The 23,158-nt window shown below is 53.6% G+C and carries 19 protein-coding genes and 1 pseudogene; 15 read left to right on the forward strand and 5 right to left on the reverse strand.

Annotated features, from left to right (window positions below):
• Window positions 1–36: 36 nt before the first annotated feature.
• From A4E19_15225 to A4E19_15285, 13 genes and pseudogenes are all read left to right on the forward strand, one after another.
• On the forward strand, window positions 37–1,074 hold the full coding sequence (locus A4E19_15225) for a hypothetical protein (GenBank protein ID OQW36514.1): 1,038 nt from the start codon (window positions 37–39) through the stop codon (window positions 1,072–1,074).
• A 39-nt stretch (window positions 1,075–1,113) separates the two neighbouring features.
• A complete protein-coding gene (locus A4E19_15230) occupies window positions 1,114–2,907 on the forward strand; it encodes a hypothetical protein (protein ID OQW36515.1) in 1,794 nt (597 codons plus the stop codon).
• A 140-nt stretch (window positions 2,908–3,047) separates the two neighbouring features.
• A complete protein-coding gene (locus A4E19_15235) occupies window positions 3,048–3,614 on the forward strand; it encodes a hypothetical protein (GenBank protein OQW36516.1) in 567 nt (188 codons plus the stop codon).
• A gap of 1 nt (window position 3,615) precedes the next feature.
• Entirely contained in the window at window positions 3,616–4,677 is a 1,062-nt protein-coding gene (locus A4E19_15240) for a hypothetical protein (protein ID OQW36517.1), read from the forward strand.
• A gap of 54 nt (window positions 4,678–4,731) precedes the next feature.
• Window positions 4,732–6,456 carry an arginine--tRNA ligase gene (locus A4E19_15245; protein ID OQW36518.1) on the forward strand — a complete coding sequence of 575 codons (1,725 nt, stop codon included), beginning with the start codon at window positions 4,732–4,734 and terminating at the stop codon, window positions 6,454–6,456.
• A 16-nt stretch (window positions 6,457–6,472) separates the two neighbouring features.
• A pseudogene (locus A4E19_15250) lies at window positions 6,473–7,564 on the forward strand (tRNA guanosine(34) transglycosylase Tgt).
• A gap of 110 nt (window positions 7,565–7,674) precedes the next feature.
• Entirely contained in the window at window positions 7,675–8,019 is a 345-nt protein-coding gene (locus A4E19_15255) for a preprotein translocase (GenBank protein OQW36538.1), read from the forward strand.
• Between the two features lie 29 nt (window positions 8,020–8,048).
• Window positions 8,049–9,686: a preprotein translocase subunit SecD gene (locus A4E19_15260; protein OQW36519.1), complete on the forward strand. Its 1,638-nt coding sequence runs from the start codon at window positions 8,049–8,051 to the stop codon at window positions 9,684–9,686.
• A 62-nt stretch (window positions 9,687–9,748) separates the two neighbouring features.
• A complete protein-coding gene (locus A4E19_15265) occupies window positions 9,749–10,666 on the forward strand; it encodes a preprotein translocase subunit SecF (GenBank protein ID OQW36539.1) in 918 nt (305 codons plus the stop codon).
• Window positions 10,667–10,813: 147 nt separating this feature from the next.
• Window positions 10,814–13,990: a PAS domain-containing sensor histidine kinase gene (locus A4E19_15270; protein ID OQW36520.1), complete on the forward strand. Its 3,177-nt coding sequence runs from the start codon at window positions 10,814–10,816 to the stop codon at window positions 13,988–13,990.
• Entirely contained in the window at window positions 13,987–15,432 is a 1,446-nt protein-coding gene (locus A4E19_15275; GenBank protein OQW36521.1) for a Fis family transcriptional regulator, read from the forward strand. Before A4E19_15270 ends, A4E19_15275 begins: the two co-directional genes overlap by 4 nt.
• A 96-nt stretch (window positions 15,433–15,528) precedes the next feature.
• Window positions 15,529–15,936 carry a hypothetical protein gene (locus A4E19_15280; GenBank protein OQW36522.1) on the forward strand — a complete coding sequence of 136 codons (408 nt, stop codon included), beginning with the start codon at window positions 15,529–15,531 and terminating at the stop codon, window positions 15,934–15,936.
• Window positions 15,937–16,018: 82 nt separating this feature from the next.
• Complete coding sequence (locus A4E19_15285) at window positions 16,019–16,990, forward strand: oxidoreductase (protein OQW36523.1); 972 nt, start codon at window positions 16,019–16,021, stop codon at window positions 16,988–16,990.
• A gap of 582 nt (window positions 16,991–17,572) precedes the next feature.
• On the opposite strand, the gene A4E19_15290 is transcribed toward A4E19_15285, so the two are convergent.
• On the reverse strand, window positions 17,573–17,788 hold the full coding sequence (locus A4E19_15290; GenBank protein OQW36524.1) for a hypothetical protein: 216 nt from the start codon (window positions 17,786–17,788) through the stop codon (window positions 17,573–17,575).
• A 12-nt stretch (window positions 17,789–17,800) separates the two neighbouring features.
• Between A4E19_15290 and A4E19_15295 the strand changes: the two genes are divergently transcribed.
• Entirely contained in the window at window positions 17,801–18,736 is a 936-nt protein-coding gene (locus A4E19_15295; protein ID OQW36525.1) for a hypothetical protein, read from the forward strand.
• Here the strand turns inward: A4E19_15295 and A4E19_15300 are convergent.
• On the reverse strand, window positions 18,711–19,643 hold the full coding sequence (locus A4E19_15300; GenBank protein ID OQW36526.1) for a hypothetical protein: 933 nt from the start codon (window positions 19,641–19,643) through the stop codon (window positions 18,711–18,713). The genes A4E19_15295 and A4E19_15300 overlap by 26 nt on opposite strands.
• Before the next feature lie 501 nt (window positions 19,644–20,144).
• Between A4E19_15300 and A4E19_15305 the strand changes: the two genes are divergently transcribed.
• Window positions 20,145–20,573, forward strand: a complete 429-nt coding sequence (locus A4E19_15305; protein ID OQW36527.1) for a hypothetical protein — start codon at window positions 20,145–20,147, stop codon at window positions 20,571–20,573.
• A gap of 437 nt (window positions 20,574–21,010) precedes the next feature.
• Here A4E19_15305 and A4E19_15310 read toward each other — a convergent pair whose 3' ends face one another.
• From A4E19_15310 to A4E19_15320, 3 genes are all read right to left on the reverse strand, one after another.
• Complete coding sequence (locus tag A4E19_15310; GenBank protein OQW36528.1) at window positions 21,011–21,262, reverse strand: hypothetical protein; 252 nt, start codon at window positions 21,260–21,262, stop codon at window positions 21,011–21,013.
• Window positions 21,263–21,316: 54 nt separating this feature from the next.
• Window positions 21,317–22,246 carry a hypothetical protein gene (locus tag A4E19_15315; GenBank protein ID OQW36529.1) on the reverse strand — a complete coding sequence of 310 codons (930 nt, stop codon included), beginning with the start codon at window positions 22,244–22,246 and terminating at the stop codon, window positions 21,317–21,319.
• A 241-nt stretch (window positions 22,247–22,487) separates the two neighbouring features.
• Window positions 22,488–23,045 carry an alkyl hydroperoxide reductase gene (locus tag A4E19_15320; protein ID OQW36530.1) on the reverse strand — a complete coding sequence of 186 codons (558 nt, stop codon included), beginning with the start codon at window positions 23,043–23,045 and terminating at the stop codon, window positions 22,488–22,490.
• Window positions 23,046–23,158: the final 113 nt, after the last annotated feature.

The raw sequence follows: 23,158 nt of genomic DNA on the forward strand, positions 1-23,158 counted from the left end.
GTTGTCTCTTATGCGGAGAGTAAAGGGAGTTTACCGATGAAAGCGTTGATGTCGCTCGGTGCCTTGGTTGGTGTAGCGGGGCTGCTCCTGCTGGGTGGGATGATCTTCGACATTGTTCCATCCACCACTGTGAGATTGGTTGAGGGATATATGCCGATCCAGCTGCTGCTCGAAGTGGCATGCTACGTGATCGGTTTTACCGGCTTGAGCTATATAATGAGTGCCATGGGCATGGCCATCCCGCGCTTCTGGCAAGGGATCGGGTTCTGGGTCTTCTTGATGCTTTATCTGAAATATCGTGTCTATCCGCCGATTCCTTTCAGCGTACGAGCGATGTATGGGACGGTGGGGCTCGTGACGGTGTTCATGTGGGTATCCGCCAATGAAGAGGATTGGAACAAATTCAAGCAGCCCATTATGAATGTGCTCGATGCGCAGACTGGGATGAATAGGCTTCTCCGCTATGCGTATCTTGTGCTCATTCCCATCCTTGTCGGCGGGTTTTCCTATAATGCCATGATGCCGAAATCGGAAGAGCCAATCGAGCTCAGAACCGTCCATCCTGCGCCGCCTGCCAGTACAAAGGTCCATGGTAAAACCTATACCCTGCAGACTTCGCAGAATCCATATCGGGTCAATCCTGAGGGGAAGTACGATCAAGAGTTCTCCAACGCCAATATCGTCGAGCAGGGCATGGGGCGTCTAATGAAGCCTAACGCCAATCCGTGGGATGACAAGAATCAAGGGTATCTGAAGTACGTCCGCGAGGGCGGCGAAATCTTCTTTCAAAACTGTCATTTTTGCCATGGTGACAACTTAAACGGCCGAGGGCTCCACGCTTTTGCCTTCAATCCAATTCCCGCGAATTTTACCGATCCAGGTACGATCGCCCAGCTGCAGGAAACCTTCATCTTCTGGCGCGTGGCCAAGGGGGGAATTGGGTTGCCTAACGAAGGGTTTCCTTGGGCCTCCGTCATGCCGCCATGGGAACAACACCTGACTGTCGATGAAATTTGGAAAGTTATTTTGTTTGAATATTGGCACACTGGTTACTATCCACGGACTTGGGATTAGTCGCTGGATACCCCAAAGGCCAAACCAAACATAATGTAAATGAAGAAGATGAGGCTCAACATGATAGACAGCATGACTCAGAAGGCCGGAATCATCGCGGCTGCTGCCTTCGGAGTGGTTCTGGTGTCGGGGGCAGGATATTCGTCTGTTTCTGCTCAAGGGCTGCCTGAAGGATTTAAAAAGGGCGATCTTGCCCCTGAACCCTCCGCAGAAATGATCGAAGCAGGGAAGCGGGTTTATTTCACTAAGTGTGTATGGTGTCATGGAGTCGATGGCGCCGGTGACGGACCAGGTGCCGATCGACTGTGGCCACGTCCGCGCAATTTCAATCAAGGGACGTTTAAGATCCGCCACACCGCGAGCGGTGAGCTGCCGCTGTTTGATGCGAAAAAGCCCGTCCCCGGCCAAAACGACCTATTTGAGACGGTGACCCATGGATTGCCGGGTTCTGCCATGCCCCCGTGGGAAGGCATCTTGACCGAAGAACAACGGTTACAAGTACTGGCCTTTGTGACTACGCAGCTCGTTAAAGACCGGAAGTTTACGGATAAACAGTCGGAGACACAAACCGTCCTGCAATTAGCGGATCTGAAACCCAAGCCTGCCAGTGACGAGAGTAAGAAGCGAGGCTCGGAGTTGATCGTCGAAAAGAAGTGCGTTGAGTGTCACGGGATGGAAGGGCGTGGCGATGGGAACGCGTTTAACCTGAAAGATGACTGGGGTTTCTCGATTCAGCCGGCCAACTGGCATAAGTGCTGGAACTTTAGAGGGAGTCGTCAGGATCCCTACAACGTGACCAATATCTTCCGGACGTTTTCGACCGGTGTCAATGGTACGCCGATGCCTTCGTTCGCGGATAATACAACCGTAGATGAACGGTGGGATATCGCGAATTTTGTCAATTCGCTGTGCGAGAGAGATGCACTCGGCAATCCGCTTCCAATTGATCCACTGACCGATAAACCAAAAATCAACTTTGTTATTCCGTCTGATCCTGTGGAGGGAGAGATTCCGACCGAGATCGAGCATGAAGCTTGGCAAAAGGCTCCTAAGCGGTATGTGGCTATGGGTGGACAGATCACCCATAAGCCGAGAAATTTCGTGAATCGGATTGATGATATCTGGGTTCGTTCTCTCTATAACGACAAATACATCGTTTATCTTCTCGAATGGGATGATCGAACCAAGAGTGTGGCCGAAGGGAAACTACCTTGGGCTCCGACTCAGGTGAATATCGACGTCCAGGAACAGGAGCCTAAGACCGGTGAAGAAGGCTCCATCGCCGCCAAGCAAAACAACTACGCCGTGTATAATGACGCGATTGCCATTGAAACGGCAGTAAAGTGGAAAGAATTACCTGCTCCGATCAAGCCTCGGTACCTGTTCGGGACTAACGAGCAGTTCCCCGTTGATATCGTCAAATGGGAAGCCGATGGGTCGCTTCGCGCCTTCAAGGGAACAGGTTGGGATAAGGATTTTGAAGAGCGGGATAACTATGAAGAGGCGATGAAGCTTGTGAAGGGCGAGTGGAAGAACGGTCGCTGGTATGTCATGATTCAGCGCCCGTTAGGAAATAAGAAAGACCAAGATTACGACGAGGATACTTTCTTTGAAGTGGGGCAATATATTCCGACCGTGTTTTTTGCATGGGACGGCCATAATGGTGATGCCGGACGCAAGATGGCAGTGTCGGCGTTCTATTATACATTCATGAACCCACCCATCCCTCAGGAAACCTATATCTATCCGGCAGTGATCGCGGTGGGTGTGGTGTTGCTGGAAGGATGGGTTCTGACTCGCCGTGCTAACCGGAAAAAGGGTAAGACATTGTAACATTTCATAACGAAACGTTCGGCGTGGGAAGAAAGAGAGGGGGTGGGTAGTCCCACCCCCTCTCTTTTTTCAAACAGCTTCAGGTATTTATGATCACCGATGTGACAGGCATACTGCTGGCCGGTGGAAAGAGTAGAAGGATGGGAGAGGACAAGCGATTTATGCTTGTCGGCCAGCGAACTCTCTTTGAGAGCAGTTGTGCTGTTCTTTGTGATCTCTTTGAACAGGTCTGCGTTGTCATCGCTCAAGACAGCCCTCCACTAGATCTAGAAATACCGGTGACGCGCGATCTTATTCCGAGTTGCGGGAGCCTTGGCGGGTTATATACAGGTCTTCAATGGGCTCGGACTCACCATATCTTTCTCACGGCCTGTGATATGCCCTTCTTAAACTCGGATGTCATTAGATACATGGTTGGCCTGAAAGACCAGGGTGATATCGTGATCGGTCGGTGGGCGACTCGTCTGCAGCCTACGCATGCGGTTTATAGCCGGGCGTGCATGCCGGTTATCGAAGAGATGATCAAGCTCCATAATCGAAAGATCCACAACATGGTCTCTCATCCCGCTCTATGCTCGCGCATCGTTGCGGAAGATGAGATCAGTGCGTTCGACCCGGACGGACGTTCCATGTTCAATATTAATACGCCATCCGATCTAGAAAAGGCGCGATCGGTACATGATGCCGGTCCGGGTTCAGGGCGTTAGCGTGTCGGAAGGATCCGCGAAACGGACCGTCCTTATTCTTCATCCCGGCGCGCTAGGGGATGTCCTGCTGGCTATTCCGGCGATAAGGGCTCTGAGGGAAAAGTTTTCTCGACATGCGATCGTGCTTATCGCGTCCATCGCCGTGAGTCGGCTGCTGGTGGAGTGTGGATTGATTGACAACGGGGTCCCATTGGAAGGTCAGGCAAGTCTGGGACTCTTTTCAGATACCTCCTCCCTTCCCAAGGAATTACAATCATGGTTGAAGCGATGTGATCTGGTCGTGGCCTGGACCGAAGACACAGACGGCATTCTTGCTGCTCAGTGCCGGAAGTGGGGAGTGGTTCGCGTTCACATTCAGTCTCCATCCTCGCCGAGCTTACGAGTAAGGCACCAATGCGATCGTTTTCTTGAGACGCTGGGTGAGACGGCGCAAGGTATTTCATCGGAGCAGTCGATACGGCTTCCCTCTCATCTCGTGGAGCGAGCTAAAGGCTATCTTGACGCTCTGGAAGTCTCACACGATCGACCATTCGCTCTGGTGCATCCGGGGAGCGGAAGCGTTCACAAATGCCTTGAGGCAAGACGGATGGCGTCGTTGATTGAACGGTTGCAGCAAGAAGGGATGTGCCCGCTGGTCTTGGAGGGACCGGCCGATCGGGATGCCGTGAACAAGGTACGATGTTTTTTGGAAAAGCCACCGCTTGTTCTCAAGGACCTCGATCTTTCTCTAGTTGCAGGGATCCTGGCATGGGCAACCTTCTATGTCGGGCATGATTCGGGCGTGACCCATTTGGCGGCTTTGTTGGGTGTGCGGACCATAGCCATATTTGGCCCTACAGATCATCAGCGGTGGGGCCCATACGGTCGCCACGTATCGATTGTGCGAGGGATGCCTTGTGGTTGTAAGTCCTGGGAAACGGTCAAATCGTGTGCGGAGAAACCTTGTCTTCATGTACCGGTGGACCAAGTTTGGGAAGCGGCGCGGCGTATATTATGTAGACGACCCAATAACGCAAACCCTCATAACTCCACGGAAACCGCCTTGTCTCCGACGACCACGTAATGATACAGTGGCCCGTTAATTTCCTTTCTTTGGTAAGGACTTAGGAAAATTATTGTGTCTCAAGGACTCGTACAAGAGAGGGTAACAACGGCCCTACTCGGTGCCCTCAACGGAGCGAGGGAAAAAGGGCAGTTGAAGACGACCGCGTGGCCCACACTGAGCCTTGATGCACCCAAACGACCCGAATGGGGAGACCTCGCTTCCACGGTCGCGATGTCCTTGGCCTCCTCTGAACACAAGGCCCCTCACGATATCGCGCAAATCATCGTGGAAAACCTATCCCAGAACGAACAGCTGTTTGATCGTATTGAGATCGTCCGTCCCGGTTTTTTGAATCTTACGGTAAAACCGGCTCTTTGGCAGGAGGTTCTCCGTGAAATCGAATCACAAGGGGCTCGTTATGGTCGGGCAGCTGGCGGGGCCGGCCGGCAAGTATTGGTGGAGTATGTGAGCGCCAATCCGACCGGTCCCTTGCATGTCGGTCATGGCAGGGGGGCGGCGGTTGGGCAGGCAGTTGTTCGGTTGCTAAATGCAGTCGGATACGATGCCGTGGGCGAATATTATATCAACGACGCGGGCCGCCAGATGAAATTGTTGGGCGCGTCCGTATATGCTCGTTACCAAGAGTTGTCAGGGCGGACCGTCCAGTTTCCCGAGGATGGCTATCATGGCTCGTACATTACGTCGGTAGCACGAGAGATCAAGGAGCAACTCGACGGCGTTCCCAGTGAACTGACTTCTGCCGACCTTGAGACTCGCTGCCGCTCTCTTGCCTACCAGAAACTGTTGGGACAGATCCGTGATGACCTTCAGTTATTTGGCATTGAGATCCAATCTTGGTTCAGCGAAGCGTCGCTTCTTGAATCTAAAGCCATCGAACGTGCCCTGGATGAATTGAAAGCCCGTGAACTCCTGTTTCAACAGGACGGTGCCTGGTGGTTCCGTGCGTCCCTGTATGGCGATGAAAAAGACCGTGTCGTTCAGAAACAGGACGGGGAATATACGTATCTCGCGTCCGATATCGCCTACCATCACGACAAGCTGAGGCGTGGCTACGATCTGCTGATTGATGTTTTCGGTGCCGACCACCATGGGTATATCCCGCGCATGGAAGCCGTTATGCAGGCCTATGGGCATCCCAAAGATCGTTTGCGAGTCGTGCTCGTCCAGTTGGTCAAGCTGCTGCGGGACGGAGTCGAAGTGAAGATGTCCAAGCGGACCGGGGAATTCATTACCATGCGGGAAGTCATCGAAGAGGTTGGAGCCGATGCGGCCAAGTTCTATTTCCTCATGCGGGATCCCAAGACGCATCTGGAGTTCGATCTGGAGTTGGCGAAGCAACGGTCCGCCGACAATCCGGTCTACTACGTTCAATATGCCCATGCGAGAATTTGCAGCCTGTGGCGCGTGGCCTCCGCCAGAGGGATCGCCCGGCCGTCTGCAGAGGAGACGGACCTCGCGGTGTTGACGGATCCCGATGAATTGGGACTGATCAAGAAGCTGTCCTCCTACCCCGAAGTCATTCAGGCGAGTGCCCTGGCCTTTGAACCGCATCGTGTGACGTATTATCTCCAGCAATTGGCAGCGCTGCTCCATACGTTCTACAACAAACACCGAATTTTGCCTCCTGAAACCGATTCAGGACTCGATGAGTCGGCATCCACCGACGTACTTACGCCGAAGCGGACCGCGGCGAGACTGGTCTTGATGGGAGCAGTCCAACAAGTTCTCAGAAACGGACTCGATGTCCTCGGTCTCTCGGCGCCTGAGCACATGTGACGAGTCGATGCCAACGATGCTGATGCAATACCAAGCCCTACAATCGGACCGACACTCCAAAGGCCGTATCGGTCTCCTCACGACCGGCCATGCAGAAATCGAGACACCGGCCTTCATGCCGGTAGGCTCGTTGGGACCGGTCAAAGGGCTCGAACCGGAGGACCTGCAGAATCTGGGATTTCGACTCATCCTTAATAATGCCTATCATCTATATTTGCGCCCTGGTCACAAGATCGTGGGCGACATGGGGGGGCTTCATGCCTTTACCGGCTGGCCGGGAGCGATCCTTACCGACAGCGGCGGATTTCAGATCTTCAGTTTAGCGAAATTGAGCAAGGTCACCGACGAAGGCGTCACGTTTCAATCCCACATCGATGGATCGACGCACGTCGTTACGCCGGAAAAAGCGATCGAAATCGAGGAGGCCTTAGGTGCCGATATCATCATGACGCTCGATCAGTGTGTGGCATTGCCTGCCGATCGTCAGACCGTCCAAGCCAGCGTGCATCGCACCACATTGTGGGCGGAACGTTGCCAAGCGCAGCGTCGAAGAACGGATCAGGCTGTGTTTGGCATCGTCCAGGGGGGCTTGGAAGCGGACTTGCGCGTCGAGTCGGCGAAGGCGTTAGTGAGACTCGGGTTCGACGGCTATGCAATCGGCGGATTGTCGGTCGGAGAAGGCAAGACCGAGATGTATGCGATGCTTGACGTGACGGTTCCGGAGTTGCCGGAGAAAAAGCCCCGGTATCTTATGGGGGTCGGACATCCGGAGGATCTGCTGGAAGGGGTCGCTCGGGGAATCGATCTCTTCGATTGTGTTGTGCCTTCGCGCCACGGCAGAACAGGCTCTCTCTTCACGACCACCGGTCGGATGATCATCAAGCAGGCACAGTATGCTCAAGATGAACGGCCGATTGATCCCGATTGTGCATGTCCGGTATGTCGTCGATACTCACGTGCTTATTTGCATCACTTGTTCATGGTCAAGGAAATGTTGGGATCGCGGCTCAATACCATTCATAACCTATGGTATTTTTCCGATTTCATGCGTCGGATACGAGAAGCGTTGGCACAGGGAACGTTTCCTGAGTTTCGGGAGGCGTTTTATCGCACGCATCATCGACAAGCGGTGATGGCCGGTTTAGCGGGGTGTGAAGACCCGCACGGAGAATTGTTTGGGAACAGTCACATATAGAAGAAGGGATTTGTTCGATGTTGATGGAATCGATCGCATGGGCCGAGGGGACTGGCGGAGGCGGATCACCCGCCAGTGGAGGGGCGGGCGGAATCCTCTCGTTGATCCCGTTCCTCTTGATCTTCGTCATTTTCTATTTTCTTCTGATCCGGCCCCAACAGAAGAAACAAAAACAACAGCAGGCTTTGTTGGAGGCCTTGAAGAAGGGCGACAAGGTGATCACGACATCAGGAATTTGGGGCACCATCACCAATTTGGGAAAAGAAACCGTGACACTGCAGATCGCCGACAATACCAAGATCAAAATGCAGCGCGAGAATATCGCGCGGGTGCGCGGCGAAGAGGAAGACAAGGACAAAGACGCGTAGCTCACGCGGGATAAGGGGTCACAGACGACATGAAAAAGATAAGCGGGCGGCTCTGGTTATTGACGCTGGTCATCGCGGCCTCGGTAGTGGCTTTTCTCCCGTCCTATCAGCCGCTGTATCAAGCGTTGCCCGGCTGGATGAAGGGCGTGCTTCCGAACAAGGGAATTACGCTGGGGTTGGACTTGCAAGGCGGTATCCATATGGTCTTGGAGGTGGATGAAGACCGTGCCGTGGAGATTGCGGTTGACCGTTCAGCCACCGCGCTGCAAGACCTCATCGCCGAGAAAAAGATCGCCGTCGACTTCGTCAAGCGAAGCGGGCACGATCAAATCATCATGCAGCTGCAAAATGCGGATGCCAAAGATCCGGCTCAAAAGCTGATCGATACCTTTCCCCTTTTTGTCGAGAAGGAGTCGGCGGGGTCGACGAATGCGGTGGTGTGGGAGCTGCGTGAGTCGGAGACCAAGCGAATCAAGGATTCCGCGATCAATCAGGCGCTGGAAACCATCCGGAACCGGATCGATCAATTCGGCGTCGCGGAGCCGATCGTTCAACGCCAAGGGTTGAAGCAAATCGTCGTGCAGCTGCCCGGTGTCAAGGATCCGAAACGTGCCAAGGACCTGATCAAGGAAACGGCGCTGCTGGAGTTCAAAATGTTGGATGAAGACCTCCACCTGGATCTCCCCGTGCGAATTCCAAAAGACAAAGAAGCCGAGGTGGTCCAGCAGTTTGCCGGCAAACTGCCTGAAGGAGACCAGATTTTATTCGAACGAATGGTCGATAAGGACACGGGTGTGGAGTTTCGCGTTCCTTATGTCGTCAAGAAGCGAGTCATGTTGACCGGTGATGTGCTGAGTGACGCGCGGGTCGCCATCGGCCAATTCAACGATCCGTACGTCTCGATTACCTTTGATTCCAAAGGGGGGCAGGAATTCGACCGGATTACGGGCGAGAACGTCAAGAAGCGTATGGCCGTCGTGCTTGACAACACCATCTACTCGGCCCCGGTCATTCAAGAACGTATTTCAGGCGGGCGCGCGCAGATTACCGGAACGTTCACCACGCAGGAGGCCAATGATTTGGCGATCGTGCTGCGGGCCGGTGCTCTCCCGGCGCCGCTGAAGATCGTGCAGGATCTTACGGTCGGTCCGTCCCTCGGCCAAGACTCCATCGACAAGGGCATCAGGGCCACTCTGTTCGCCGGGGCAATGGTGGTGATATTCATGATCGTGTATTACCGTCTGTCCGGGCTGATCGCGGACTTTGCCTTGATGCTCAATCTAGTGTGTCTGATGGGCGCGTTGTCGGCCTTGACCGCCACGTTGACCTTGCCGGGAATCGCGGGTATCGTGCTGACGATCGGAATGGGGGTCGATTCCAACGTCTTGATTTTCGAGCGCATCCGCGAAGAGCTGCGCGGCGGAAAGGCGCCTCGATCCGCCATCGATGCAGGGTATGACAAGGCGTTATTGACGATCATCGATTCTCACGTGACGACGCTGATTACGGGGGTGGCGCTGTTTCTTTTCGGGACCGGACCGATCAAGGGGTTTGCCGTGACGTTGTGTCTGGGTATTGCCATCAACCTGTTCACGGCGTTGGTCGGGACCAAAGTGATCTTCGATCTGTTGTATCATCGGCAAAAAGTGGAGGCGTTGAGTATCTAACCATGAAGTCGTCGGCGATCAGCCTTCAGGAGCAGGCTCAGGGTTATCACAAGGGAGCGCGCATGTTAGAGATTCTTGGCAAGACCAACATTGACTTCATGGGCAAGCGCAAGTTCGCGTTTCTCTTTTCCGGTGTGATGGTCTTGCTCGGACTCATCGCACTTGTCCAGATCGCGCGGGGTACCGCCAATCTGGGTATTGATTTTGCCGGAGGGACGGCTGTCCAGCTCAAGTTCGAGCAGCCGGTTCGGATCGATGAAGCCCGTAAGGCCTTGGAGACGAACGGCTTGAGTGATGCGGAACTACAGGAATTCGGACAGGACAACAAACTCCTCATCCGGGTGAAGGCCTCCACGACGATCGAAGAGAAGATCGCGGAACGCGTGGTAGGGGTCTTCGCCAAGGAGTTCCCCGCCAATAAATTCGTGGTCGACTCCACCACGGAGATCGGACCGACCATCGGGAAGAAGCTTCAGGAGGATGCACTGGTTGCCATCGTCATCTCATTTATCGGGATTATCCTCTACATCGCGGCACGATTCGAACTCCGGTTCGGCGTCGCCGCCGCCCTGGCCACGTTTCACGATGTCTTGGCCGTGGTCGGAGCCTTCTATATTTTGGATAAGGAGATCACGCTCCTGATCGTGACGGCGCTTTTGACGTTGGCAGGATATTCCTTGACCGATACGGTCGTGGTATTCGATCGGATCAGAGAAAATTTGAAATTGCGTCGTCGGGAGAGCGAGGAAGGGACGATCAACGCCGCCATTAACCAGGTGTTGAGCCGGACGATCGTCACCAGCCTGACCGTCGTGCTCGTCCTGATCCCCTTGACCCTGGCGGGAGGAGAAGTGTTGCACGATTTTTCACTTGCGCTCCTCTGGGGTGTCATTTTCGGCACCTATTCATCGGTCTTCGTTGCCAGCCCTCTCTTATTGTTGTGGCCGGGAGCCCCGGGTCGACTCTTGAAACGCAGCTGAAGCGAATGGTGGAATAGAAGATCGCATCGTCCGTCTGTTCCGTACTGTGGGCGGTGCGTGGTGAGACGGGTGCATCCCGAACGTCGACTTCCAACGCGAACGTGTTCTCGCGCGGAAGTATAATTTCCGCGTCTCTGTGGTATAGCCATGACACTCTGGAGCCGGTCTCACAGTCTCCAGCAGAAGATCATCGCGGCGATCGTGATGGTCGGTCTCCTGCCGCTGGCCCTTCTGCTCGCCCTCATCTATGTCGAAGAACGACGCGCCTTGCGGGAGTCGACGGGGACGAATTTCAAAGAAGTGGCCGTCGAGGCCGCCCGTCGAATCGAGATGCACATTACGCGCGGCATGAACGAGGCCCAACAACTCGCGACTGCGCCCTTCCTTCGTACCGCCGTCTCCGAGGCCAATCGAACATACGAGGGCAAAGACCCGCAGAGTATTTCGGACATTATCAAGGATTGGCAACAGCGATGGGGACAGCGCGATAAGCGAAGCGAATTTCCTCTCTTCGTCAACCGCATCGTCACGAACTATTTGATCCGATGGCACGAAATTCGAAAGTCGGACTACGTCGGCATCTTGGTAACTGATGGACAGGGGGCGTTGGTGGTCAGCTCGATTCCCCAAGTCGAATATTCCTATGCCAAAACCGCCTGGTGGCAGGCCGTCCTGAAAGGCGGTCAGCGGCCTTACGTGAGCGACATTTCCTTCGATCCGGCGTTTGGAACTCATGTGGTCGTCGTGGCGGCCCCGATCCTGGACGATCAGCGGCGGACTGTGATCGGAGCCGTGACGATCCTGCTTCGGCGTGACACATTGTTCCAGTCCATCGCCGAGGGTTCGTTCGGCGCAACGGGCCATGCCATGTTGTTCGCCTCGGACGGGAGCGTGGTGATTTGTCCGGTCCTTGCACCGGAGGCCCATTCCATCGATGCCGAATTGATCGGTACGCTGGGGACTCCGAAACCGGGATGGGCGATGGCCACGGACGACTCGCACGGAAACAAACAGGCGCTGGTCGGGTTTGCCCCGGTGAGATTCGCCGATCAGCTTGCGGCGGGTAGTCTGGGAGGGAAACGGTGGGTTGCCCTGGTACGTCAGGATGCCGCGGAAACGTTTGCTCCGTTGGGCGAACTGATGACCAAGATGGTGTTGTTCGGTTCGGTCATGCTGTTGGGGCTCGGGGGCATCGGAGTCGTCGTGGCTCGCCGGATTGCACGGCCGATTCGACTGTTGCACGAGGGTGTGCAGCAGATTGGGAGCGGTCGTTTGGAACAGCGGGTGGAATTCAAGACAGGCGATGAAATAGAGGGATTGGCGCATGCCTTCAATCAAATGGCATCGAATCTGCAACGTTCGTTTGGACAGCTGGAACGGCGGATGACCGAGGTACGGCAACTGGAGGAAAAATATCGAGATTTGATCGAACATGCTCCTGAGATGATTTGCCAGCTCGATCGGAGCGGTCGACTGGTGCACGTCAACAAAACCGGTCTCGACAAACTCGGCTATACCCTCGACGAGATGCTCGGCATGAAACTGTGGGATTTGGTTCGCGACGGACAGGCATTGAACGTATTGCACTTTCTGGAACGGCTGGTCTCGCACGGGCAGAGCTCGATGGAAACCGCGCTCTTGGCCAAAGATGGTCGATTGATGGATGTGGAGGTTCACGGGACCGCGCTGTTTGATCAAGAACGAGGCGGACTGATTCATTCCCGTGCCTTTGTCCGAGACGTGACCGAACGGCGTCGGTTGGAGCAGGAGGTACAGCGGTACACCGTCGGGTTGGAACAGGCGGTGTCGGAACGAACGCTGCAGCTCACGGTTTCTCAAGCCCGCTACAAGGCGTTGTTCGACTTCGTGGCCGATTCGGTGTTTATGGTGAGTCCAACCGGGGCCGTCGTGGCCGTGAATGAACGGGAACAACACGTACTGGGCTATGCCGAGCCGGAGATCGTCGGGAAAAACTTTCTTGACCTCGTCCCGGACGCGCACCGCCAGATTTTCACAACGTGGTTGTACGTGGTCTCGGCGGAGCATCGGCAGGTCGCCACTCAAGAAATGACCGTGTACCATGCCGATGGCCGTGAGATTCCGGTGGAAATGGACTTGATCCGCGTCGGCGGGACCGAACAACTGCACGTCATGGTGCAGCTTCGCGATATTACCGATCGGAAGAAACTCGAGCGCCAATTGGAATCATACCGCGAGGATCTCGAGCTGAAAGTTCGGGAACGTACCAGGGAAATCGAGGAGACCAAGCAATACTTGGAAAATCTGCTCGAGAACGCCAACGACGTCATTTATACATTGGATCTGGACCAACAGTTCACCTATGTCAACAGCAAGGTCAACGCCTGGGGGTATCGTAAGGATGATTTGATCGGGCGGCCGTATCTCTCCCTTTTGTCACGGCGCCATCGTGGACGGCGTCTCAAGAGCACCTTGGATATCGGAGCCAAGCAGGTGTACGAGGTCGAGGTTGTGACGCGATTGGGCGACGTGCGCGCCGTCATGGTCAGCGTGTCTCCGCTTCAAGGGGCCGATGGAGAGATCCTCGGAGTGCTTGGCATTGCCCGCGATATGACGGAGACCAAGAAGCTGGAGCGGCAGATTCGCAATGCGGAAAAACTGGCGTCTATCGGCCAGCTGGCGGCCGGAGTGGCCCATGAAATCAACAATCCGCTGGGCGGGATCCTCAACTGTCTCTACAACCTTCGAAAAGGGCCGCTGTCTTCGGCACGCCAGGAAGAATACTGGGCTTCCATGGAACACGGTGTTCGGCGTGTCCAGAAGATCGTCCGGCAGTTGCTCGACTTTTCACAGCAGCATGAACCGGCCTTCAGCCCCGCCGATATCAATCGAATCGTCGACCAGGTACTGGGATTGACCACTCATCTTTTCGTGCCCAATAAGATTCGCTTGGAAACATTTCCAGCCGCGGGGTTGCCCAATGTGATGGTTGATCGGCACATGATCGAACAGGTCTTGATGAATCTGATCTTGAACGCCGTGCAGGCCATGAAAAGCGGTGGAGTGCTGACGATCAGGACATCCGCTGCCGAGGGGGTCTGCCGGGTCGAGGTGAAAGATACGGGATCCGGGATTCCGGCCTCGGTCCTTCCGCGGGTCTTCGATCCTTTCTTTACGACCAAAGGAGAGGGAGAGGGGACGGGGTTGGGGCTCTCGGTCAATCTTGGCATCGTGGAGCGTCACGGCGGAAAAATTTTGGTCGACAGTGAAGTCGGAAAAGGCACGACCTTCACGCTGTGCCTTCCCGTGTCGCGAGAACGCCTCTTGGCGGAGAAGGGAGCATGAAAGGGTTGACCGTTCTGCTGGTCGATGATGAGCCTTTGATGCGTCTCTCCATGTTGGACGCCTTGGAAGCAGTCGGCTGCGAGGTGCGCGCGGTGCCGACCGGCACGGAGGGGATTGAAGCGATTCGAGAAAAGACATTCGATGTGGTCATCACCGATCTGCGGTTACCGGGCGTGGACGGACTGACCGTGCTCCAGACGGCCAAAGAGAAGGAGCCCCAAACCGAGGTGCTGGTGATTACCGCGCATGGATCGGTGGAAACGGCTGTCGGGGCCATGAAACTGGGAGCGTGTGATTACATCACGAAGCCGTTCCAAATGGATGAATTGCTGCTGGTCGTCGAGCGGATCAGCGGGATGATCGCACTCCGTCGAGAGAATCAAGACCTCAAACACCAGCTTGAAGACAAGTTTTGCTTCAACGGCATCTTGGGCGCGAACAGTCGGATGCGGGCGGTATTGGACAAAATCAAACTGGTGGCTGAGACCGATTCCACCGTCCTGATTGTCGGGGAGAGCGGAACCGGCAAAGAACTCGTCGCCAATGCGTTGCATCAGAACAGTCCGCGAAAAGGGTATCCATTGATCAAAGTCAGCTGTGCCGCGTTGCCGGAGACGCTGCTGGAAGCGGAACTGTTCGGTCATGAAAAGGGGGCGTTTACGGGTGCGCTGCGCCAGCGTCGGGGGCGGTTCGAAATGGCCAACAAGGGCACCCTCTTTCTTGATGAAATCGGGGAAATCTCGCCGGTGGTGCAGGTGAAACTCTTGCGTGTTCTGCAGGAACGTACCTTTGAACGGGTCGGAAGCAATGAACCGATCGAAACCGATGTGCGACTTGTGTGCGCCACGCAGCGAGACCTCCGCAAGGAGGTGGTTCAAGGCCGGTTTCGCGAAGACCTTTTCTACCGGCTCAACGTCGTACCGATCGTTGTTCCCCCGCTCAGACAACGGCAGGAAGATATCATGGTCATCGCCGAGCACGTTCTGGAAACGTGTGCGCAGAAGCTGAACAAGCAGTTGCGGGGGTTTTCCCAGCAGGCACGGGAATTGTTACTGCGCTATTCTTTTCCGGGGAATGTACGGGAGTTGGAGAACATGGTCGAGCGGGCCGTGGCCTTGGGACGGGATCGGGACGCGGTTCAACCGGCTGATCTTTGCGGATTTCAAACCTGTCCCTATTTGGGTGGTGTTCCACAGGAGTCCTGTGGTTTCTGTAGCGAAGGGTTGACCGGGGGAAAAAAGACGCGGAATACCGCTTTGACTTCGCTGGCCGCAGCACGAGAACATTTTGAGAAGGACTACATCGTCTCCGTGTTGGAACGCGTGGAGGGAAGCCGAACGACCGCCTCGAGAATCTTGGGATTGTCGAGAAAGGCTCTGTGGGAGAAGTGCAAACGCTATGGAATTCCGTCGGCACAGGGTGACGGGCAGGAGAAAAACTAGAACGACCGCCACTTACCGGCCAGAGTCCGCGCCACCGGTGAGATATCGTCGTGTGGGGCTATGTTGCGATCTTCTATTGAGGGAGGAATCTGAATCATGAATCTTGGGAACCGAACCATCCATGTTGTGCTGAGCCTTGTCGTATCTACCGGACTGACGTATGCCGCGGAACCGGCAGATGTGGAGAAATTCGTGAACGCACGGATTGAGATCGGCGAAATGATGACGAACTATTTCAAGGGTGGGGCTGGCTTTGGAGAGGGACAGCGGCCGTCTCCCGAGCAAATGAATGAAATGAGGACGGACATCAATGCCAAACTCACGGCGCTTCTCGCCAAGCATGATTTGACGCTCGACGAATATCGCAAACGCAGTCCCGAGGTATTTGCCGACGATGCGGCGATCAAGCACTATCTCAACGAGCATCCGGACGTCAAACAACGCTACGAGTCTCTCCCGCTTGATCGAATGGGGCGCGGTGGAAGCACCGGGCGGGGGTATTAGACCAGGATCAGTCCATTCATAGGTGTGGTGTTCGTTCCGCATCTACGGTCTTCCCGCACGAGTCGTAGGCTGAGAACTGGTTATGGAATATCGACATCTCGGCCGGTCAGGGGTGAAAGTCAGTCGACTCTGTCTGGGCACGATGAATTTCGGGCCGCAGACGAGCGAGTCGGACAGCCATGCGCTGATGGATCGGGCCTTGGAGCTCGGGATCAACTTCTTCGATACCGCGAATGTGTACGGCTGGAAGCTCGGCGAAGGTTGGACGGAGCAGATCATCGGCCGTTGGTTCGCACAAGGTGGAGGCCGCCGGGAGAAGGTGGTACTCGCGACGAAGGTGTACGGTCGCATGGGCGAATGGCCGAATCAGTCGCGTCTTTCGGCCGTCCATATCAAGCGAGCTTGCGAGGACAGCCTTCGACGGTTACAGACCGACTGGATCGATGTGTATCAAATGCACCATGTCGATCGGGAAACGCCGTGGGAAGAAATCTGGCAGGCGATGGAGCAGCTCGTGCGGGAAGGAAAAGTCGTGTATGTGGGGAGCAGCAATTTCGCCGGATGGCACTTGGCCCAGGCGCAGGAGGTCGCGCGTAGCCGCCATTTTTTGGGATTGGTGTCGGAGCAGAGCCTCTATAACCTCAATGAACGTATGATCGAGCTGGAAGTCATTCCTGCCTGTGAAGCCTATGGTATCGGTCTGATCCCCTGGAGTCCGCTGGGACGAGGACTATTGGCCGGTGTCCTGCAGCCCGACAGTATCGGCCGCCGCGCGGACGCAGAGTTAAAACAAGAGGTGATCAAATTCCGTCCCAAATTGAAAGCCTACGAGGAGCTGTGCGCACGGATTGGGGAAAAGCCGGCCAATGTCGCTCTTGCTTGGTTGTTGCACCAACGAGCCGTCACGTCACCGATTATTGGTCCTCGCACCATGGAACAACTGGATGGGGCCATAACGGCGTTGAATGTTTCCCTAGGTGCCGACATCCTAAAGCAACTGAACGAGCTCTTTCCCGGACCCGGCGGAGTTTCGCCTGAGGCCTATGCCTGGTAAGCAGTTCCTCTTCTGCGCAGGTCTGTTCTGCCGTTCTCGTCCGCTGAGCAGCGCGTGTGCTGGTTCGTTCGGAGTCCATAGAGACACACGATCATGTTTGCCTCCTGCCATTCGGCTCTGCCTCAAGAATTAGCCCGGGATCTTTGTCGTCCGATGATGGAGCCGTCTTTCCTACTCTAGGCTCTTGACAGATCAGAAACGACGCGCCTGGCGCAGGGAGCTGTCATCCCCAGAAAATTGTGGAACCTGTGGATAGTGATTCGAATAGTCAGCATTGGCCCGATGTGCCAGCGGAAACAATAGGCCTGGTCAAGAAATCCTCCTAGGAATATGCAAGAAAGTAAGGAAATCAGACTAGGTCCACTATTAATTGTGGTTCGACCAAAATAGAGCGGATGCCTAAAAAATGGGCGATTCGATAAATACGCACGCCATTCGCCTCGTCTTTCCCATATAAAGTGACTTGTTCACAAGGTTATCCACAGAAGATGGGGAGCAAGAATTTTGGCATTAATATAGCAGACTCAGCACACCCCAAGATAGGGGATAACTAGGATGTTCCCGTGTACAAATATGGAACGCTTACTTTTTGGGCTTCGCCTTCTTCGTGGTGGTTTTCGGGAGAGAGGACTTCGGGACGGAAGCGACGATGGACAACGCGTCCTTGAAACGGTCAAAGGGCGTTTGCGTCTTTGTGGTGTGAGTGGTAGAGTCCTGCGCGGGTTTCTCTGACATAGATCTAAGAACCGCGATTCCGGCCAGGGAAGAGCGGCCCTTCTTCTTCGTGTTGTGTAACACAAGGAGGGGGTTATGTCTAGCTCTGCCTGTACATCCTATTCAATTCTGTCTTCACGCCCTATACATTTGTTTGAGGGTGTAGTGTACACAGCATACGGAGATGAGAGTGCAGATGAAAAAAAACAGCGTGTATATGCCGTTGGTGGTTTATTTGGTGATAAATCGGATTGGGATGCTTTCGAGGAAAAGTGGAAACGGCGCATGGGAGGCTTGGTGTTTCATGCGTCAGATTGTGAGACTGGGAAAGGTGATTTCAAACAATTTGATCGTGAACAAAACTTAAAGCTTTACGCAGACCTAACTAAATTGATTGCAGCAAGTCGCCTTATTGGCTCTACAGTTGCAATAGACATCCCTGCCTATCGAGAGCTTATTGGACCCTTGATAGATGAGGAACCTTATTACTTGTGCTTCCATAGTGTAGTTCTGCATTTAGCGATACGTTCAGGGGCCTGCATCCCCCAAGATCGCATCAAGTTCAAATTCGATTCAAACTTAGAAGTCATACACAACGCCTCTTCTTTATATCAGTACATCATCAATGACAAGGCGAATAAGTTCGAATATCGAAAGTTGATGGAAGACGAACTTGGATTCACCAATAGAAACGACATTGGGATTCAAGCTGCTGATCTGGTAGCGAGAGAAGGCATGAAATTATTAGATAATCGGCATTCTAACAGGCCAATAAGGTTATCCACTCAAACTTTACAGGCATGCAAGCGCATTCAGTTTAGAGTCTTTAACCGTGGATGGTGCGAAGGATTTGTCAGGCGCTCGAAAGACCATCAATACGACACAACTGGGTATTTTGAGTGGCTAAAAGAGAACGGCATAACTCATTCACTCTCGCATAAGATAATGTACGAGGCTACTCTACCTGATCCGCTTCCCTCTTCTTTGCCGTCTATAACCGAAGGGCCTAGTTCCACGTCGTACGACCAATGAGTTGTTCATACTGAACTCGCTTGCCTGAAATTTGGGAAAGCGCTTGCATAAATCGGCCCTGATCGTTGTCCTTTCGAGTGTTGAACCGAAAGGATTGCTCATCCAAATACCGGAACAAGTGAAACGGTTCCACGCTGACATAAGTTCCTTTGATTCCGCGCTTCAGTAAGCTCCAATAGTTCTCAATACTGTTAGTGTGGACGTTGCCTTTCACGTAGGTTTCCGCATGGTTTATGACTTGATGGGCGTATTCTTTGCCGACCTTCACATAGGCATGCGCTTGATCGCTGTAGAGACTGCTTCCCGGCACCACGTTCTCTTTGACAGCCCTTTCAATCAGCTTCGTGGAGGCCCGATTCAAGACAGCAGTTCGGACTTCGCCTTTTCGCTCTAACATGCCAATCACCACAGCTTTTCTGAAGAAGCCTTCAGTTCGCTTCATCTTGATCTGCTTATCCACGTGCATATTGCGAGCTTGGCCCCCGATGTACGTCTCATCAACTTCCACATCGCCCATCAGCTTTCGATCAATCGACCCCTTCTGTAAGGCCAAGCGCAGGCGATGCAGCATGAACCAGGCAGTCTTTTGAGTGACCTTCAAGGCCCGATGGACTTCATACGAGCTGACGCCATTCTTCGCACTGGTCAGCATCCAGAGCGCACAGAACCACTTGTCTAACGGCAAAGGGCTATCCTCGAAGATCGTGCCGAGCTTCGCAGTGTATTGTTTGCGGCAATCCTTGCACTGGTACACGTTGCGCGATTTCAAATAGCCTTGCCGAAGAGAATTGCACTTCGGGCAAACTGGACCTTGCGGCCAGCGTATGGCCGACAGTAGGTCTTGGCAACGTTGCGAATCAGCAAAGTAGCGGATGGCTTCTTGAAGAGTGGTGGGTAACTTACTCATGGGCTTCCCCGTAATGGCTAGCCCATAATGGCATATTGGTTAATGATGTGTCAAGTATATTAATGCCAGAATTTTGGCATTAATATACTTAACTCACTGGGGTATCCAAATTGTTGATAACTAGGCAGTTCCCTAGAGCATGGGGTTATTTACTTCTTGCGCTTGGACTTCTTGGAGACTTTGGGAAGAGAGGACTTAGGAGTCTGGAAGACCGCTGAGGCAATGGCCTTAAAGCGGTCGAATGGTGTTTCCGTCTTTGATTTGAAGGCTGGCTGATCATTGCCCACTCATTCACCATAGACTCCAATCGTGTATAAGTCAACTCAACAAACTACATCCACCATATGGAGTGGCCAGGTAATATACTGTGCACAAGTATGGATGTCAACGTCTGACGATTGGCGATGTTGGCAATGCCGCTCATGCCAATTAGCACGACGCTGTAGACTTGACGCGCCACTCGGGAAAAGGCTAGTGTCTAATTGTTACGGAGGGTAAGCCATGAGCACTGCTATTGATGAGATTAAAGCGCAGATAGCAACAAAAGAAGCAGAAATGAGCAGAATTGATGATGAGCTGAATGTTCTGCGTAAGGCCCTTACCATTCTGAGCGGTCGTAGAGTGGCGCCGGAGACTAGTAATGGCGGCACTCATGCGGAGCATAAAATACCTGAGTTAATAAAGACCGTTCTTCGAGATTCTAAAACGGGAATGTTAAGCACTGATGAATTAGTGTCCCAGGTGAAAGCCAAAGGATCGCACTCCACGAGGCAGACTATTCTCGGCAGCGCATACCGCATGGCAAAAGACCCGAATCCAGAAGTTAAAAGCCTAGGGAAAGGCGTCTTTGCTTTAAACCAGTTTCATGGCAGTACAGCGAGTCTAGAGGATAATAGCGGAGTGGAGCAGGCAAATTCGATGAACCAATAACACGAAGCCCCGCTACTCAACTTGCCGGTGGAATAGCAGGGCCTCGTTAGTCCTTTTTAGATGCGGTTGGCGCCGCATCCCCACACCGTCTGGAGGGACGGCATGGCTTTATACATACAACTAGCAGTAGTTTACCCTCGTCCGCCACCACTTGTCAAGGTGAGTATTAAGCGGAGGGGACTTCTCTCTTTTGCCAGGGGGTTGCGCCCCCCGCTTAGTGCTCACCTAGCCACAGTATATCAGACGGTTTCCTTGATTTACTAACCTTTAATGATGAATGAGGTAGTTATCATGAGTGCAAAAGACAGAGAAAGCACCCTGAAAGGTCGAGATGCAAAGACGGGAGAATTTATCCCTGTAAGTGAAGCCAAGCGGAGGCCTAATACAACGGTAGTTGAGCGAGTGCCGCTACCGGGAAAGGGGAAGAAGTAGAAAAGCTACCGTCGTAAGACGGTAATCTTTTCAATTGCAGCTGTGGGGATCGCAAGGTCTCCACAGCCTTGCAATAGGGTCTTCCCGTTTTTCTCCCCTGAGATATGCGGAACTAAGACCTTACAGTCCTTCTTGTCTGACACAAGCCATCCTACAGAACGACAATACAGGGGAACAGCGGCCTGTTCAAAGGCCTCTATATCCTGCCAACCACGCCCTGAATGAGAGTCAACCCATTCGATAAGTACCAATTTCATATATTCCTCCTGGTTCTCCGTTTGCCTCGTCCTTGTCGCTTTATGCTCTGAGGATCAGGCTGGAAGACCAGTAAGGTGCTCATAAGTGACGCGCTTGCCTGCAATCTGAGACAGTGCTTGCATGAACCGGCCCTGATCGTTGTCCTTGCGAGTGTTGAACCGGAAGGATTGCTCATCCAGATACCGGAACAGGTGAAACGGCTCCACGCTCACATAGGTTCCTTTTATTCCCCGTTTCAGCAAGCTCCAATAGTTCTCAATGCTGTTGGTGTGGACGTTGCCTTTCACGTAAGTTTCCGCATGATTAATCACTTGATGGGCGTATTCTTTGCCGACTTTGACATAGGCCCCAAACTGGTCGCTGTACAGGCTGCTACCAGGCACAACATTTTCTTTAATAGCCTTCTCAACCAGCTTGGTTGACGCACGATTCAGGACAGCGGTACGGACTTCGCCTTTCCGCTCTAACATGCCAATGACGACAGCCTTTCGGAAGAACCCTTCCGCCCGTTTCATCTTGATCTGTTTGTCATGGTGCATATTGCGAGCTTGTCCGCCGATGTAAGTCTCATCGACTTCGACATCTCCCATCAACTTCCGATCAATCGAACCCTTCTGTAGAGCCAAGCGAATCCGATGCATCATGAACCAAGCAGTTTTTTGAGTGACCTTCAATGCCCGATGGACTTCATAGGAGGAAATGCCGTTCTTCGCATTCACCATCATCCACATAGCACAGAGCCACTTATCCAGCTTGATATGGCTATCTTCAAAGATAGTTCCCACCTTGACGCTATAATGCTTCTGGCATCGCTTACAGACCCACAGCGAGCGGGTCTTGATGAAGCGATACTCTTGAGAGTGACAGGCTGGACAGGTCGGACCGTGCGGCCACCGCATGGCGATAGCGAAGTCTAAGCAGCGCTGCTCATCGGCAAAGTATTGAATGGCTTCTTGAAGAGTGGTCGGGAGCTTCTGGCTCATGGCGTCCTCCGTAGTGACTGCATAGTAGCATCAACTACGAGAGTGAGTCAAGTATATTAATGCCAGAATTTTCATGCCAAACTCTCTAGTTGAGTCATTTCAGGGAAATGTTGGCTTACTTATGATCAGGAAGCGGCCATATTCGCGTGACCTTTGCCGGAAGTGTCCAATGCGGAATTGGCTTCGCCTGGGACTTCGGTTTCAACGTTGCGAGAGCCCAGGGATGTTTTTTGACAGCCAATCAGGCGTAAGACGGAGCATTGCCCGGCTTCCACTTGATACTGCACCCAATGCTGGGCTTTTGCTTGCCGTCGACCGGCATACCGGCAAGTACGGCTTGAATCGCGGAGCGGAGATCATGGCCGGTTATCGGCTTGCTATTGCCGGGCCGGCTGTCATCCAGTTGTCCTCGATACACCAACCGTCGGTCCCGATCGAAGAGATAAAAGTCGGGAGTACAGGCGGCGAGATAAGCCTTGGCGACTTCCTGCGTCTCATCGTGGCAGAAGGGAAAGGTGAAGCCCACGCGTAAGGCCATCTCTTTGAGTCTTGGCGGCGCATCATCCGGGTAGTTGACCGGATCGTTGCTGCTTATCGCGAGAATGCCCAAACCGGTGTCCTGATAATCGCGCCCGATCCTGGCCAGCTCTTCTTGGATATGAACCACATAGGGACAATGCCGACAGATGAACATGACTAACAAAGCGGTCTTGTCGGAAAATGAGTCAAGCGAATAGATCTGACCACTTACCACATCACGCAATGAAAATGGAGGTGCGTCGGTTCCCAATGGAAGCATGGCTGATGATGTTGCCACGGCACAACTCCTTCTGAGGCTAGAACATGACGTATGTTCACAGTCCCGTCAAGTGGTTGGCGAGCAGACAATTCTTGCGACAGGGATGCGTCGGC

The sequence above is a fragment of the Nitrospira sp. SG-bin1 genome (assembly GCA_002083365.1).
Classification (GTDB): Bacteria; Nitrospirota; Nitrospiria; order Nitrospirales; family Nitrospiraceae; genus Nitrospira_D.